The following is a 15060-nucleotide window of genomic DNA, read 5'->3' as shown; positions in this document are numbered from 1 at the left end:
CCGTGACCTCTCTCCCCTCCCTGGCCTGCCGCACCGCCGCCCTGCAAGGGTGGCGGCGCCGGTTCCTCGCTGTCCTGCTGGGCGCATCGACGGCGCTTGCCCTGCCGCCCCTGCATATCCTGCCGGTGCTGCTGATCGCCTTTCCGGCCTTGATCTGGCTGCTGGACGGCGCGCGCGGACGGTGGGGCGCCTTCGGCATCGGCTGGTGGTTCGGCTTCGGGCATTTCTCGGCAGGCCTCTATTGGGTCTCCCATGCCCTGCTGACCGAACCCGAACGCTGGGGCTGGCTGGTGCCCTTTGCCGTGGGCGGGCTGGGGGCGGGAATGGGGCTGTTCATCGGCCTGACCACCCTGGCCACACGCCTGAGCGGCGTGCGCGGCGGGGCGCGGGTCCTCATGTTCGCGGCGGCCTGGACCTTCATGGAATGGCTGCGCAGCTGGGTGTTGACCGGCTTTCCCTGGAATCTCATGGGCAATGTCTGGGCGCCCTGGCCGGAAATGCTGCAGCTGGCGGCCTTCACCGGCGTCTATGGCCTGAGCTTCGTGACCGTCCTCGTCGCCTCCCTGCCCGCCCTGCTGGGCGGCGAAGGCTCCGCTGTCCGCCGCATCGCTTCGGTCGCCGCCGGGGCCGCACTGCTGGCCGGGCTGTGGGTCGGCGGCGCCGCACGCCTGCCGGAAGGGCCGGTGCGGATGGTCGAGGGCGTGCATCTGCGCCTAGTCCAGGCCAATATCGCCCAGAATCACAAATGGCGCGACGACCTGCGCATGGCCCATCTCGCCCAGCATGTCGCCCTCAGCCAGGAACCGGCGGACATCCCGCCGACCCATGTGATCTGGCCCGAGACGGCGGCGGCCTACTTCCTCGATCTCGACCCGATGCGCAGCCGCGACGTCGCCCTGGCCGCACCACCCGGCGGCCTGGTGCTGACCGGCGCGCCGCGCGCCACGCCGCAGGGCATCGAACCCTTCCAGGTCTGGAACAGCCTGAAGGCGGTGAACGACCAGGGGCAGGTGATCGGCGTCTACGACAAGGCCCATCTCGTGCCCTTCGGCGAATACATGCCCCTGCGCGGCCTGCTGCCCTTCGAGAAACTCACCCATGGCAGCACCGACTTCTCCGCCGGGCCGGGGCCGCAATCCCTGACCTTCCCCGGCCTGCCGCCGGTCAGCCCGCTGATCTGCTACGAGGTCATCTTCCCCGGCGCCGTGATCGGCGAGGGGGAACGGCCGGAATGGATGCTCAACATCACCAATGACGGCTGGTTCGGCATCAGCTCGGGCCCCTATCAGCATCTCGCCAGCGCCCGCATGCGGGCCGTCGAGGAGGGTCTTCCGCTGGTGCGTGCCGCCAATACCGGCATCTCCGCCGTCATCGATCCCTGGGGGCGCAGCGTCGCCGAGCTCGAACTGGGCACTCGCGGCGTGATTGATTCCCCTTTGCCGGGATCATTGGGGCACGCCACTCTTTACGGTAGATACGGAAACACAATTCCTCTCGTCTTGATCGGAGTTGCAGCACTCGCTGCAATTGTTACGGGGAGAATGATCCGAAGGGGGTGAACAAGTGTATGCAACACCAGGAAGCTTGGCCTTTCCGCCGACCTCCCCGGGTTGACTTGCATACTAACGTATGCCTAACTTCGCGAACCTGTGGTATGGCTTTCATACCAGAACGCTATTTCCGTGGATGTATGATGGTTCCTGTTTCGCGCGCTCCGAAAGAAAAAGACTCTGTGACCCGCCGTTCGGGAAGCCGTGGCCGGACACCTTCCGGAAAACCCAATCCCATCGACGTCCATGTCGGTTCACGCGTGCGTTTGCGACGCACTCTCCTTGGCATGAGCCAGGAAAAGCTGGGCGAAGCCATCGGCCTGACCTTCCAGCAGGTGCAGAAATACGAACGGGGCGCCAACCGCATCGGCGCTTCCCGCCTGTTCGACCTTTCTCGCGTTCTGGATGTGCCGGTTTCCTTCTTCTTCGACGACATGTCCGATGAAGTCTCCCAGCAGAGCCCGCGCCTGATTTCCGGCCTCGCCGAGGAACCCGAGCCCTTCGAGGCCGATCCCATGACCAAGCGCGAGACGCTGGAGCTGGTGCGCGCCTATTACCGCATCACCGATCCTCAGGTCCGCCGCCGCGTCTTCGACCTGGCCAAGGCGCTGGCCAATGCCAGCGACGGCATGGCCGACAAGGACAAGGAAGACTAAGCATCCCGCCTTCCGGATGGTCCCGCGCCATCGGTCTTATCCCGATGCCGTCCGCGGGGCCCATCTGTAGGCGGGCAAATTCTTCCCGGACACTCTATCTTTCGACGAGTTTCTCTTGACGCCGGTCACTCGAGGCTGCCACAAGTTGGCGCGCCGGAAGAATCCGGCCGTGGGGGATTTTTCCCGCTTGCCGCCACGTTAAAAACGGCTAAGTGGGGCGCATCGCACTTCATCCGATGGCCCTGGTCCCGCACAACTCCTATCCCGGAGGGATCGGCTGTGTCCAAGCTCGATTATCTTTTTACCAGCGAATCCGTGTCCGAAGGTCATCCGGACAAGGTCTGCGACCGTATTTCCGACGCCATCGTCGATACCTATCTGACCGCTCTGCCGGAAGCCCGCGTCGCGGTCGAGACCCTGTGCACCACCAACCGCATCGTGCTGGCGGGTGAAGTGCGCGGCCCCGACAGCATCACTGACAAGACCCTGGAAGAAGTGGCCCGCCACGCCGTCAAGGAAATCGGCTACGAGCAGGTCGGCTTCCACTGGAAGGACGCCGCCGTCGAGGTGCATGTCCACGCCCAGTCCAGCGATATCGCCGTGGGCGTCGATGCCGCCGGCAACAAGGACGAGGGTGCGGGCGACCAGGGCATCATGTTCGGCTATGCGGTCAACGAGACCGAGCATCTGATGCCGGCGCCGATCTATTACGCCCATGCCATCCTGAAGTCCCTGGCCGAAGCCCGCCATTCCGGCGCCGAGCCGAAGCTGGGCCCGGATGCCAAGAGCCAGGTCACCCTGCGCTATGTCGACGGCAAGCCGGTCGGCGCCACCTCGGTGGTCGTCTCGACCCAGCATAGCGAAGGCGCCAGCCAGGAAGAGATCCGCGAGATCGTGCGCCCCCATGTCCTCAACGTCCTGCCCGAGGGCTGGATGTGCGACGAGGAGCATTTCTACGTCAACCCGACCGGACGCTTCGTCATCGGCGGTCCCGACGGCGATTGCGGCCTGACCGGGCGCAAGATCATCGTCGACACCTATGGCGGCGCGGCTCCCCATGGCGGCGGCGCCTTCTCGGGCAAGGACCCGACCAAGGTGGACCGCTCGGCCGCCTATGCCGCGCGCTACCTCGCCAAGAACGTGGTCGCCGCCGGACTGGCCGACAAGTGCCTGATCCAGCTCTCCTATGCCATCGGCGTGCCGCATCCGCTGTCGGTCTATATCAATACCGAAGGCACCGGCAAGGTGGACGAAGCCAAGCTGTCCCAGGTCCTGCGTGAACTGATGGACCTGACCCCGCGCGGCATCCGCACCCATCTCGGCCTCAACCGGCCGATCTATGCCCGGACCGCCGCCTATGGCCATTTCGGCCGCGCCCCGGAAGCCGATGGCGGCTTCTCCTGGGAACGGAACGATCTGGTGGACGAACTGAAGCGCGCTTTCGCCTGATGAGTCAGCCCGAGTTCGAAGACGGCAAAGGGGGCGTCCGCGAGGACGCCCCCCGCTTTTACGGTCGCCGCCGCGGCAAGCGCCTGCGCGTCCAGGCCCAGGGGCGCCTGGAAGAGATGCTGCCGCGCCTGACCCTGCCTGAACCGGGCCCGGACGAGCGTCTCGATCCGCCTTCCCTGTTCCCTTCCCCGGTCCGCGAGGTCTGGCTGGAAGTGGGATTCGGCGGCGGCGAGCATCTGGCCGAACAGGCCGCGCGTCATCCCGATGTCGGCATCATCGGCTGCGAGGTCTTCGTCAACGGCATCGCCAGCCTGATGAAGCATCTGGAGGCCAAGGACCCGACGCCGGACAATGTGCGGGTCTTTCCCGAGGATGCCCGCCTGCTGATGCCGGCCCTGCCCGATGGCGCGCTGACGCGGGTCTTCGTGCTGTTCCCCGATCCCTGGCCGAAGAAGCGCCATGCCGAGCGCCGCTTCATCAACCAGGACAATCTCGACCAGATCGCCCGCCTGCTTCGCGTCGGCGGGGAGTTGCGTGTGGCCAGCGACGACGCCAATTATGTGGACTGGACGCTCGAACAGCTGGCCAAGCGGCCGGAATTCGAGTGGACGGCCAAGGCCCTGGAAGAATGCCGCATCCGCCCCGATGACTGGCCGCCCACCCGCTACGAAGGGAAGGCGGTCGCCGTCGGACGGCCCTGCGCCTTCATGCGCTTCCGCCGCAAGGCGTAGGCGGACTCTTCCGCTTCCCGCCCCTTCCGGGTGTTTTTCCCCATCGCGGGGAACGCCCGGCGGGTGGCGGCGTTCCGGCTCTGTGCGCGAAAACTCTTGTTTCTATAAGTGTTTTCGCTATAGTGCCGGCAAGACATTCTTGTGGTCCTGCCCACACTGGCAGGGTTGTAAGGGTGGGCCTTTGGCCCACTTTTTTGTTTTTTAGGGTTAGTGTTTAACAACGAGCCGCCGATATGGACCTGCAAACACGTCTGGAAGCCCTGGTCACGCCGACGCTGGAAGGCATGGGCTACGAGCTTGTGCGCGTCCAGTATCAGGGGACCGTCCGGCCGACCTTGCAGATCATGGCCGAGCGCCAGGATGGCAAGGACATGACCGTCGATGATTGCGCCGATATCAGCCGCGCCCTTTCGGCCGTGCTGGATGTCGAGGATCCGATCCCGGCGGCTTACACTCTCGAAGTCTCTTCCCCCGGCATCGACAGGCCGCTGGTGCGCCGCAAGGATTTCGAACGCTATGCGGGTTTCGACGTCAAGCTCGACGCCAAGCAGCCGATCGACGGGCGCAAGCGTTTTCGCGGTCGCCTCCTGGGGATTGGCGAGGACGATCTGATCCGGCTCGAGATCGAGTCCGGCGAAGTCGCCATCCCCTTTGCCGATCTGCACCGCGCCAAGCTGGTGCTGACGGACGAGTTGATTGCCGCGACTCTGAAGGACCAGGAACAATAGGGCCCAGAACAATGGAAAAAACCGCCGCACTTCCGCGTCCCGAGCTCCTGCAGGTGGCCGACGCCGTAGCCCGCGACAAGGGCATCGACCGCGACGAGGTCCTGGAAGCCATGGAACAGGCGATCCAGAAGGCCGGCCGGTCGAAATACGGCCACGAGCACGACATCCGCGCCCTGATCGACCGCCGGACCGGTGAAATCCGCCTCGCCCGCTATATCGAGGTGGTCGAAGAGGTCGAGGACGAGAACACCCAGATGACGCTGGAGCGTGCCCGGCGGAAGAATCCGGAGATCCAGGTCGGCGAGTTCATCATCGATCCGCTGCCGCCCATCGATTTCGGCCGCATCGCCGCCCAGACCGCCAAGCAGGTGATCGTGCAGAAAGTGCGCGATGCCGAACGTCTGCGCCAGTACAACGAGTACAAGGACCGCGCCGGCGAGATCGTCAACGGCCTGGTCAAGCGCGTCGAATTCGGCAACGTCATGGTCGATCTGGGCCGTGCCGAGGCGCTGCTGCGCCGCGACGAGCTGATCCCGCGCGAAACCTTCCGCACCGGCGACCGCGTGCGCGCCTATATCTACGACGTCCGCCAGGAACAGCGCGGCCCGCAGATCTTCCTGTCGCGTACCCATCCCCAGTTCATGGCCAAGCTGTTCGCGCAGGAAGTGCCGGAAATCTATGACGGCGTGATCGAGCTGAAGGCCGTCGCCCGCGACCCCGGCTCGCGCGCCAAGATGGCCGTGCTCAGCCGCGATTCCAGCATCGATCCGGTCGGCGCCTGCGTCGGTATGCGCGGCTCGCGCGTGCAGGCCGTGGTTGCCGAATTGCAGGGCGAGAAGATCGACATCATCCAGTGGTCGCCCGATCCTGCCACCTTCATCGTCAACGCCCTGGCTCCGGCCGAGGTGGCGAAGGTGGTGCTGGACGAGGAAGCCAACCGCATCGAAGTCGTGGTGCCCGACGACCAGCTCAGCCTGGCGATCGGTCGTCGCGGTCAGAATGTCCGCCTTGCCAGCCAGCTCACCGGCTGGGATATCGACATCATGACCGAGGCCGAGGAATCGGAACGGCGCAACGAAGAATTCCGCGCCAACTCAAAGATGTTCATCGAAGCACTGGACGTGGACGATGTGATTGCCCATCTACTCGTCACGGAGGGCTTCTCTGCTGTCGAAGAGGTCGCCTTCGTTCCCCTGGAAGAGCTGAGCCAGATCGAGGGCTTCGACGAGGACGTCGCAGCCGAGTTGCAGCAACGTGCTCTCAGCTGGCTGAACGAGCAGAACGCCCATAACGAGGCGCGCCGCGTTCAGCTGGGCGTGGTGGACGAACTGGCCTCGATCGAGGGCATTACGCCCGCCATGCTGGTGAAGCTGGGCGAGAACGGCGTCAAGACGATGGACGACCTGGCCGACCTGGCCGGGGACGAATTGCTCGAGATCGTCGGCAAGGACGCCATGAGCGAAGAACAGGCCAATGCCGTGATCATGGCGGCCCGCGCTCATTGGTTCGAAGGCGAAGACGGGGAAGGTCAGGCATCCTGATCCTGGGAACGGACGAGGTCATGACCGGTTCCGATCAGAAGCAGACGGAAGAGGCCGTGCCCGAAGAAGGACCCGGCCTCCCGGAGATCGAGACCGCCGAGGATGACGAAAGCGGACCCAGCCGGCGGTGCATCGCCACCGGGCGGGTCCGTCCGGCGGAAGAGATGATCCGCTTCGTCGTCGGCCCAGACGGAACCGTGGTGCCGGATATAGAGGGTAGCCTGCCCGGCAGGGGGTTATGGATCAGCCCCGAACGTGATATGATTGCTGTTGCTCAGGCGAAAAGGCTTTTCGCCAAGGCAGCACGGGCCCGTGTGACGGTGCCCGAGGATTTGGCCGAACGGGTCGAGCGTCTGCTCTCCCGCCGTTGCCTGCAGATCGTCGGTCTGGCGCGCCGCGCCGGCCAGGTGGTCACGGGCTTCGAGAAGGTCAAGGCCGAACTGGCGGCCCGCCGTGTCGCTCTGTTGCTGGAAGCGGCCGATGCCGCGGAAGGCGGCCGGGCAAAATTGTCCGGAGTGGGGCGTGGCGTTCCGGTCATCGACCTGTTCACGCGCGACGAGTTGGCCGTGGCCCTAGGCCGGGACAACCCGGTTCATGTGGCATTTGCGCCGGGCCGCTTGGCCCAGCGTCTGGCCGTCGAATGCCGACGGCTGCAAGGTTTCAGGCAGAGCGGAAGGCCGCTCGGCTAGTTTGGGTTGGCGGGGAATTCCCCCGCGGAAGCGAGAGATAAGTCACACCTATGACGCAGTCCAACGACCAAGACCGCAAGACTCCCCTGCGACTGTCGGGCGGGAAGCTCGAGCTCAAGAAGACCGTGGAGACCGGCCAGGTCCGCCAGAGCTTCTCGCATGGCCGGTCCAAGGCGGTGACGGTCGAGGTCCGCAAGAAGCGTACCTTTACCCCGACCCCGGGCTCCGAGAATGGAGGCTCGCCTTCCTCTTCCACGCCCGAAGCCGCCCATGCTCTGCACACCGCCGAAGCTGCGCTCAAGAATCTGTCCTCGGCCGGCGATCTGACCAACGCCGAGAAGATGAAGCGCGCCCGCGTCCTGCAGGAGGCCATCAAGGCCGAAGAGGAAGCCCGCCGCCGGGCCGAAGAAGAGGCCAAGCGCCGCGCCGAAGAGGAAGCGCGCCGCAAGGTCGAGGAAGAAGAGGCCCGCCGCAAGGCCGAGGAAGAGGCCAAGCGCCGCGCCGAAGAGGAAGAAGCGCGCCGCAAGGCCGAGGAAGAGGAACGCGCCCGCGCCGAAGCCCTCGCCGCCAAGCAGGCCCCCGCCCAGGCCCAGGAAAAGCCCGAGCCGGCCAAGCCCGCCGTCACCACGCCCGACGCCGCGACTCCGGCCGCGCCCGCCAAGCCGGTGGCCCGTCCCGAAACCGTGGCCGCCGAGGACGACGAGGAAACCGCCGCCCGCAAGCGCCCCGGCAGCCCGGCCCGTCCGGCTCCGGCCAAGGTTGCCACGCCGCCCAAGCGTGCCGACCAGCGCCGCCGCACCGGCAAGCTGACCATCACCGCCGCCCTGACCGACGAGGATCGTGGCGAGCGTGGCCGCTCGCTGGCCTCGGTGCGCCGTGCCCGCGAGCGCGAACGCCAGAAGCAGATGCAGCGGCAGCAGGAAAAGGTGATCCGCGAAGTGATCATTCCCGACACCATCACGGTTCAGGAACTGGCCAACCGTATGGCCGAACGTGGTGGCGACGTCATCAAGACGCTGATGCGCATGGGCGTGATGGCCACCATCAACCAGTCCATCGATGCCGACACCGCCGAACTGGTGGCCGCCGAATTCGGCCATAACACCAAGCGCGTTTCGGAAAGCGACGTCGAGATCGGCCTGGAAGGCGATACCGACCGCGAAGAGGACTTGCAGCCCCGTCCGCCGGTGGTCACCGTCATGGGTCACGTCGACCACGGCAAGACCTCGCTGCTCGACGCCCTGCGCTCCACCGACGTGGTGTCGGGCGAAGCCGGCGGCATCACCCAGCATATCGGCGCCTATCAGGTGACGCTGAAGAGCGGTCAGAAGATCACCTTCATCGACACCCCCGGCCACGAAGCCTTCACCGCCATGCGCGCCCGCGGCGCCAAAGTGACGGACATCGTCGTGCTGGTGGTCGCCGCCGATGACGGCATCATGCCGCAGACGGTCGAGGCCATCCGCCACGCCAAGGCGGCCAATGTGCCGATCATCGTCGCCATCAACAAGATCGACAAGCCCGACGCCAACCCCGACAAGGTGCGCCAGGCCCTGCTCAACCACGACCTGGTGGTCGAGGAGATGGGCGGCGACATCCTGGCGGTGGAAGTCTCGGCCAAGCAGCGTCTGAACCTGGACAAGCTGGAAGAGGCCATCCTGCTGCAGGCGGAAATCCTCGACCTCAAGGCCAATCCCAACCGTGCCGGCAGCGGCGTGGTGGTCGAGGCCAAGATGGAAAAGGGCCGCGGCTCGGTGGCGACCGTGCTGATCCAGCGCGGCACGCTGACGGTCGGCGACGTCTTCGTCGCCGGGTCGGAATGGGGCCGCGTCCGCGCCCTGGTCGACGACCACGGCAACAAGATCGAATCCGCCGGTCCCGGCGCCCCGGTCGAGGTGCTGGGCCTGCAGGGCACGCCCAATGCCGGTGACGACTTCATCACCGTCGAGACCGAAGCCCGTGCCCGCGACATCGCCGGCTACCGCCAACGCAAGGAACGCGAGGCCAAGGCCGCCGCCGGTGGCCGTGGCACCCTGGAACAGATGTTCTCGAAGATCCAGGCGGGCGAGGTCAAGGAACTGCCGGTCGTCATCAAGGGCGACGTGCAGGGTTCGGTCGAAGCCATCGTGGCGACCCTGGAAAAGCTGGGCAACGAGGACGTCAAGGTCCGCGTGCTGCACGCCGCCGTGGGTGCCATCAACGAATCGGACGTCACCCTGGCCAAGGCCTCGGACGCCCTGATCATCGGCTTCAACGTCCGCGCCAACCCGCAGGCCCGCGATCTGGCTCGCCGCGACGAAGTGGACATCCGTTACTACTCGATCATCTACGATGTGACGGACGACCTGAAGAAGGCCCTGACGGGCATGCTGGCCCCGACCCTGCGCGAGCGCTTCCTCGGCTATGCCGAGATCCGCGACGTGTTCAACATCACCAAGGTCGGCAAGGTCGGCGGCTGCATGGTCACCGAAGGCATCGTCAAGCGTGGCGCCAAGGTTCGTCTGCTGCGCGACAACGTGGTCATCCATCAGGGCGCTCTCAGCCAGCTCAAGCGCTTCAAGGATGATGTCCGCGAAGTCCGTGAAGGCTACGAATGCGGCATGTCGTTCGAGAACTACAACGACATCCAGGTCGGCGACTTCATCGAATGCTATGAGATTGAAGAGGTGGCCGGAGTCCTCTGAGGCCCTTCCCGCGAAAGCGGGATGATGCCCCAAAGCCGAAAGGGTGGTTCGTCCGCCGTGACGGCATGATGGCTTCCAGGCCCCGGCATGTGTCCGCGCATGCCGGGGCCGGTCACCTTTTCCGTCCCATGCCCTGTCCCAACCTTGCCCAGCCTACGGAGGCGCCATGACCAGACGTCAGGCCAACAAGGCCCCGTCGCAGCGTCAGCTGCGCGTGGGCGAAGAATTGCGTCATGCCCTGGCCGAAGTGATCGAGCGCGGCGATATCCACGACCCCGCCCTGGCCCATCAATCCATCACCATCACCGAAGTCCGGGTCAGCCCGGATTTGCGCAACGCCACGGTCTTCTTCACGCCGCTCGGCGGCGGCGATGCCACCGCGCTGCTGGCACCCCTGCGCCGCGTGCGGCCCTATCTGCGCCATGAGCTGGCCCGCCGGGTTCAGCTGCGCGCGGTGCCCAACCTGTCCTTCGAACCCGACCAGTCCTTCGACGAGTTCCAGCGCATCAACACCCTGCTGCGCAGCGAGGCGGTCCGCCGCGACCTGGAAGGTCCCGAAGAAGGCGAAGACGAAGATCCCGCCGACGATATCGACGACGATCCGCTGGCCGAAGAAGGCCGCAACGATGGGGCGTAAGCGGAAGGGCCTGCCCGTCCATGGCTGGCTGGCGGTGGACAAGCCGCTGGGCATGACCTCGACGGCCGTTGTGACCTGTGTGCGCCGCATCACCGGCGCGGCCAAGGTCGGTCATGGCGGCACGCTCGACCCCCTGGCCTCGGGCATCCTGCCCATCGCCCTGGGCGAGGCGACCAAGACCGTGTCCTGGGTGATGGACGGCGCCAAGACCTATCGCTGCTCCATCCGCTGGGGCGAGGCGCGCAGCACCGACGACAAGGAAGGGGAGGTGATCGAGACCTGCCCCCACCGGCCCTCGCGCGAGGAGATCCTGGCCGCCCTGCCCGCCTTCCTGGGCGAGATCGAGCAGGTGCCGCCGGCATTCTCGGCGGTCAAGGTCGACGGCCGCCGCGCCTATGACTTGGCGCGCGCCGAACAAGTGGTCGAGCTGAAGCCGCGCATCGTGCGCATCGACCGCTTCGAGCTCCTGGCCCAGCCCGACGACGACCATGCCGAATTCGAGGTCCAGACCGGAAAGGGCGCCTATATCCGCTCGCTCGCCCGCGATCTGGCCAAGGCTCTGGGGACCTGCGGCCACATCGCCGCCCTGCGCCGCACCTCCTGCGGTCCCTTTCACGAAGCCAACGCGATTTCCCTGGATAAGTTGGAACAACTTGGGCATAGTGCCGCGTCTTGTGTCCTACCCGTTGAGACTGCGCTGGACGACATCCCGGCGCTCGCCTTGACGGAGGACGAAGCACGCCGCCTTCATTCCGGACAGCCGGTGCCGATCCTGCGCCTGGCAGCCCGGTCTGGCCTTCCCGCCATCGCCGCCGGTGAAACCGTGCGGGCCATGGCCGAAGGGAAGCTGGTGGCGCTCGCACGCATCGAAGCCGGAAACCTCCGGCCGGTGCGCGTCATGAACCTTTAAGTCTATGGAGTAGACGATGTCGATCACGGCCGAGCGCAAGCAGGAACTGATCACCGAATATGCCACCGCCCCCGGCGACACCGGTTCGCCCGAAGTGCAGGTGGCCATTCTGTCCGAACGCATCCGCAACCTGACCGAACACCTGAAGGAACACAAGAAGGACTTCCACTCCCGTCGTGGCCTTCTGATCATGGTCGGTCAGCGCCGCCGCATGCTGGACTACGTGAAGCGCAAGGACGTTGCGCGTTACGAAAGCCTGATCCAGCGCCTGGGCCTGCGCAAGTAAGCCATAATCATGCGATACCGCGTCGTCCGGTAACCGGGGCGGCGCGATGGCAGGGTAGAGCCCGCGCGGGAGTGATCCCAAGCGGGCGAAACCTTATCTAGATACCGGTTGCCACCGCTGTGACGATGTGAAAACCGAGAAAACCGACGGGGCCGCACCGACACGATGGGGATCGTCCGCAATCCGGCGGCGATCTAATGGAAGAGGAAAGTCAAGCAATGTCCATGTTTAAGGTGTTCCGCAAAGAATTGATGTGGGGCGGCCGCAAGCTGGTGATGGAAACCGGCCAGATCGCCCGTCAGGCCGATGGCGCCGTGATGGTCACCTATGGTGACACCACCGTTCTCTGCACCGCGGTTGCTCAGAAGGCGGCCAAGCCCGGGGTGGATTTCTTCCCGTTGACCGTCAATTACCAGGAAAAGACTTTTGCCGCCGGCAAGATTCCCGGTGGTTTCTTCAAGCGCGAAGGCCGTCCGAGCGAGAAGGAGACCCTGGTCTCCCGCCTGATCGACCGTCCGATCCGCCCGCTCTTCGCCAAGGGTTTCCGCAACGAGACCCAGGTCATCTGCACCGTGCTCAGCCATGACATGGAAAACGATCCCGACATCGTTTCCATGGTCGGCGCCTCGGCCGCCCTGACCATTTCCGGCGTGCCCTTCCTGGGCCCGATCGGCGCCGCCCGCGTCGGCTATATCGACGGCCAGTACGTGCTGAACCCGCGCCGTGACGAGCTGCCCAAGTCCGATCTGGACCTGGTGGTGGCCGGCACCACCGAAGGCGTGCTGATGGTCGAATCCGAAGCCAAGGAGCTGTCGGAAGAGGTGATGCTGGGCGCCGTGACCTTCGGTCACGAACAGTTCCAGCCGGTCATCCAGGCCATCATCGAGCTGGCCGAACAATGCGCCAAGGATCCGTGGGACGTGGCTCCGGCCGCCCCGGAACAGGCCATCGTCCGCGACAAGCTGGAAAAGGCGGGCATCGTCGAGCAGCTCGCCGAGGCCTACAAGATCATCGTCAAGCAGGATCGCCAGACCCGCATCGCCGAGATCAAGCAGCAGGCCACCGACCTGCTGGCCGAGAACGAAGCCGAACTGGCCGTTCTGGCGGGCGTCTTCAAGGGCCTGGAAGCCGACGTGGTTCGCGGCAACATCCTGAAGACCGGCCAGCGCATCGACGGCCGCGACACCAAGACGGTGCGCCCCATCGAGGTCCAGGTCGGCATTCTGCCCCGCGCCCATGGCTCGGCCCTGTTCACCCGCGGCGAAACCCAGGCCCTGGTCGTCTCGACCCTGGGTACCGGCCAGGACGAGCAGATCATCGACGCCCTGGAAGGCGAATACCGCGAACACTTCATGCTGCATTACAACTTCCCCCCCTATTCGGTGGGTGAAGCCGGCCGCATGGGTTCGCCGGGCCGCCGCGAGATCGGCCACGGCAAGCTGGCCTGGCGCGCCATCCATCCGGTGATGCCGCCCAAGGACAGCTTCCCCTACACCATCCGCGTGGTCTCCGAGATCACCGAATCCAACGGCTCCTCCTCGATGGCCACCGTCTGCGGCACTTCGCTGGCGCTGATGGATTCCGGCGTTCCCCTGCCCCGTCCGGTGGCCGGCATCGCCATGGGCCTGATCAAGGAAGCCGACCAGTTCGCCGTGCTGTCCGACATCCTGGGTGACGAGGATCACCTGGGCGACATGGACTTCAAGGTGGCCGGTACCGAAAAGGGCGTCACCGCCCTGCAGATGGACATCAAGATCACGTCCATCACCAAGGACATCATGCAGATCGCCCTCGATCAGGCGAAGGACGGCCGCATGCATATCCTCGGCGAGATGGGCAAGGCCCTGACCACCGCCCGCACGGAAGTCAGCACCAACGCCCCGCGCATCACCACCTTCTCCATTCCGAAGGAAAAGATCCGCGAAGTGATCGGCACCGGCGGCAAGGTGATCCGCGAGATCGTCGAAGTCACCGGCGCCAAGATCGACATCGAGGACGACGGCACCATCAAGGTGGCCTCGGTCGATGGCGAGGCGGCTCAGAAGGCCATCGACTGGATCAAGGGCATCGTCGCCGAACCGGAACTGAACGTGATCTATACCGGCAAGGTGGTGAAGACCGTCGATTTCGGCGCCTTCGTCAACTTCCTGGGATCGCGCGACGGTCTGGTCCATGTCAGTGAACTGGCGCCCAAGCGCGTCGAGAAGGTCACCGACGTGGTCAAGATGGGCGACGTGGTCAAGGTCAAGGTCATCGGCTTCGACGACCGCGGCAAGGTCAAGCTGTCGATGAAGCAGGTCGACCAGGAGACCGGCGAAGACCTCAACCCGCCGAAGCAGGAGGGTGGCGAGGGCTAAGGCCTCGCCGCATTCCCGGCATGCCCCTCGACCTGCCTTCCGTGATCGGGCATCGCGGGGCCGCCGACAGCGCCCCCGAGAATACACTGGCCGGCTTCCGCCGGGCAGCGGAACTCGGGGCGCGTTGGGTCGAGTTCGATCTGCGGCTGACCGGCGACGGGCAGCCCGTGCTTTTCCATGACGACGGCCTGAGGCGCATTACCGGCGCCTCGGGCCGCGTTGCCGACAAGAGTCTGGAAGAGATTCGGGATCTCGATGCCGGCGCCTGGTTCTCGCCCGCTTTCGCCGGCGAGGCCATTCCCACCCTGGCGGAAGCGCTGACACTGCTTGCCACCCTGGGCCTGGGCATCAATATAGAAATCAAGCCGGACCAGGGGCGAGAGGACGAGACTGCCCGCATCGGCCTGGGCGAGGCCCAGCGGCTTTGGCCGGACCATCTGCCGGTCCCGCTGATCTCCAGCTTCTCCCATGCCGCCCTGCACGCGGCCCAAGCGGTGGTTCCACACTGGCCGCGCGGCTTGCTCGCCTCCCGCCTGCCGCGGGACTGGCCCGATCTGGTGGCGGATTATGGCTGCAGCAGTATAAATCTCGACCACCGGCATCTTACACCAGAAGTCGTGGACAAGCTGCGCTTGGCGGGCTTGGATGTTCTGGCATATACAGTGAATGATCCGCGCCGGGCGGTGACGCTATGGAACTGGGGCGTCCTTTCGGTCTTTTCCGATTGCCCAGACCGACTACTGAAGGCGCGGCAATAACATGGCCGGGCTGGATAAAGTTCTTATATGCCCTTGCCGAGGGAACGTCGCACGCCTGACGGGCGCGCCAATGAAGTGGAGATG

13 protein-coding genes are annotated in these 15060 nt (G+C 65.4%); all 13 read left to right on the top strand.

Annotated features, from left to right (window positions below; all coding sequences use genetic code 11):
- Positions 1-2 precede the first annotated feature (2 nt).
- Positions 3-1559: an apolipoprotein N-acyltransferase gene (lnt, locus tag EPD66_RS15285; protein WP_255448518.1), complete on the top strand. Its 1557-nt coding sequence runs from the start codon at positions 3-5 to the stop codon at positions 1557-1559.
- A 134-nt stretch (positions 1560-1693) separates the two neighbouring features.
- Positions 1694-2206, top strand: coding sequence for a helix-turn-helix domain-containing protein (locus EPD66_RS15280; protein ID WP_185961449.1), 513 nt, complete (start codon positions 1694-1696; stop codon positions 2204-2206).
- A 279-nt stretch (positions 2207-2485) separates the two neighbouring features.
- Positions 2486-3655, top strand: coding sequence for a methionine adenosyltransferase (metK, locus tag EPD66_RS15275; RefSeq protein WP_142849389.1), 1170 nt, complete (start codon positions 2486-2488; stop codon positions 3653-3655).
- Positions 3655-4386 (top strand): tRNA (guanosine(46)-N7)-methyltransferase TrmB, encoded by a 732-nt coding sequence (gene trmB, locus EPD66_RS15270; protein WP_142849388.1) that lies wholly within the window; start codon positions 3655-3657, stop codon positions 4384-4386. The genes metK and trmB overlap by 1 nt, the downstream gene beginning before the upstream one ends.
- Positions 4387-4619: 233 nt before the next feature.
- Positions 4620-5114, top strand: a complete 495-nt coding sequence (gene rimP, locus EPD66_RS15265; protein ID WP_142849387.1) for a ribosome maturation factor RimP — start codon at positions 4620-4622, stop codon at positions 5112-5114.
- A gap of 11 nt (positions 5115-5125) precedes the next feature.
- On the top strand, positions 5126-6655 hold the full coding sequence (gene nusA / locus EPD66_RS15260; RefSeq protein WP_142849386.1) for a transcription termination factor NusA: 1530 nt from the start codon (positions 5126-5128) through the stop codon (positions 6653-6655).
- 20 nt (positions 6656-6675) lie between these two features.
- Positions 6676-7344 (top strand): RNA-binding protein, encoded by a 669-nt coding sequence (locus EPD66_RS15255; protein WP_142849385.1) that lies wholly within the window; start codon positions 6676-6678, stop codon positions 7342-7344.
- Positions 7345-7394: 50 nt separating this feature from the next.
- Positions 7395-10028 (top strand): translation initiation factor IF-2, encoded by a 2634-nt coding sequence (infB, locus tag EPD66_RS15250; RefSeq protein ID WP_142849384.1) that lies wholly within the window; start codon positions 7395-7397, stop codon positions 10026-10028.
- Positions 10029-10194: 166 nt separating this feature from the next.
- Positions 10195-10665 carry a 30S ribosome-binding factor RbfA gene (rbfA, locus tag EPD66_RS15245; RefSeq protein WP_142849383.1) on the top strand — a complete coding sequence of 157 codons (471 nt, stop codon included), beginning with the start codon at positions 10195-10197 and terminating at the stop codon, positions 10663-10665.
- On the top strand, positions 10655-11575 hold the full coding sequence (truB, locus tag EPD66_RS15240; protein ID WP_142849382.1) for a tRNA pseudouridine(55) synthase TruB: 921 nt from the start codon (positions 10655-10657) through the stop codon (positions 11573-11575). Before rbfA ends, truB begins: the two co-directional genes overlap by 11 nt.
- Before the next feature lie 16 nt (positions 11576-11591).
- Entirely contained in the window at positions 11592-11861 is a 270-nt protein-coding gene (gene rpsO, locus EPD66_RS15235; RefSeq protein WP_142849381.1) for a 30S ribosomal protein S15, read from the top strand.
- Positions 11862-12079: 218 nt separating this feature from the next.
- Positions 12080-14218, top strand: coding sequence for a polyribonucleotide nucleotidyltransferase (gene pnp / locus EPD66_RS15230; RefSeq protein ID WP_142849380.1), 2139 nt, complete (start codon positions 12080-12082; stop codon positions 14216-14218).
- Positions 14219-14238: 20 nt separating this feature from the next.
- Complete coding sequence (gene ugpQ, locus EPD66_RS15225; protein ID WP_142849379.1) at positions 14239-14976, top strand: glycerophosphodiester phosphodiesterase; 738 nt, start codon at positions 14239-14241, stop codon at positions 14974-14976.
- Positions 14977-15060 lie beyond the last annotated feature (84 nt).

It is taken from the genome of Telmatospirillum sp. J64-1 (assembly GCF_006980715.1).
GTDB classification, from domain to species: domain Bacteria; phylum Pseudomonadota; class Alphaproteobacteria; order Rhodospirillales; family Magnetospirillaceae; genus Oleiliquidispirillum; species Oleiliquidispirillum nitrogeniifigens.
Note: the sequence above shows the minus strand (reverse complement) of the source record. Positions and strands in the feature narration are given on the sequence as shown.

Excerpts from the sequence above, each read along its gene's own strand:
- EPD66_RS15280 (WP_185961449.1), top strand. The coding sequence starts at position 1,694 with ATGGTTCCTGTTTCGCGCGCTCCGAAAGAAAAAGACTCTGTGACCCGC.
- trmB (WP_142849388.1), top strand. The coding sequence starts at position 3,655 with ATGAGTCAGCCCGAGTTCGAAGACGGCAAAGGGGGCGTCCGCGAGGAC.
- rimP (WP_142849387.1), top strand. The coding sequence starts at position 4,620 with ATGGACCTGCAAACACGTCTGGAAGCCCTGGTCACGCCGACGCTGGAA.
- nusA (WP_142849386.1), top strand. The coding sequence starts at position 5,126 with ATGGAAAAAACCGCCGCACTTCCGCGTCCCGAGCTCCTGCAGGTGGCC.
- EPD66_RS15255 (WP_142849385.1), top strand. The coding sequence starts at position 6,676 with ATGACCGGTTCCGATCAGAAGCAGACGGAAGAGGCCGTGCCCGAAGAA.
- infB (WP_142849384.1), top strand. The coding sequence starts at position 7,395 with ATGACGCAGTCCAACGACCAAGACCGCAAGACTCCCCTGCGACTGTCG.
- rbfA (WP_142849383.1), top strand. The coding sequence starts at position 10,195 with ATGACCAGACGTCAGGCCAACAAGGCCCCGTCGCAGCGTCAGCTGCGC.
- truB (WP_142849382.1), top strand. The coding sequence starts at position 10,655 with ATGGGGCGTAAGCGGAAGGGCCTGCCCGTCCATGGCTGGCTGGCGGTG.
- rpsO (WP_142849381.1), top strand. The coding sequence starts at position 11,592 with ATGTCGATCACGGCCGAGCGCAAGCAGGAACTGATCACCGAATATGCC.
- pnp (WP_142849380.1), top strand. The coding sequence starts at position 12,080 with ATGTCCATGTTTAAGGTGTTCCGCAAAGAATTGATGTGGGGCGGCCGC.
- ugpQ (WP_142849379.1), top strand. The coding sequence starts at position 14,239 with ATGCCCCTCGACCTGCCTTCCGTGATCGGGCATCGCGGGGCCGCCGAC.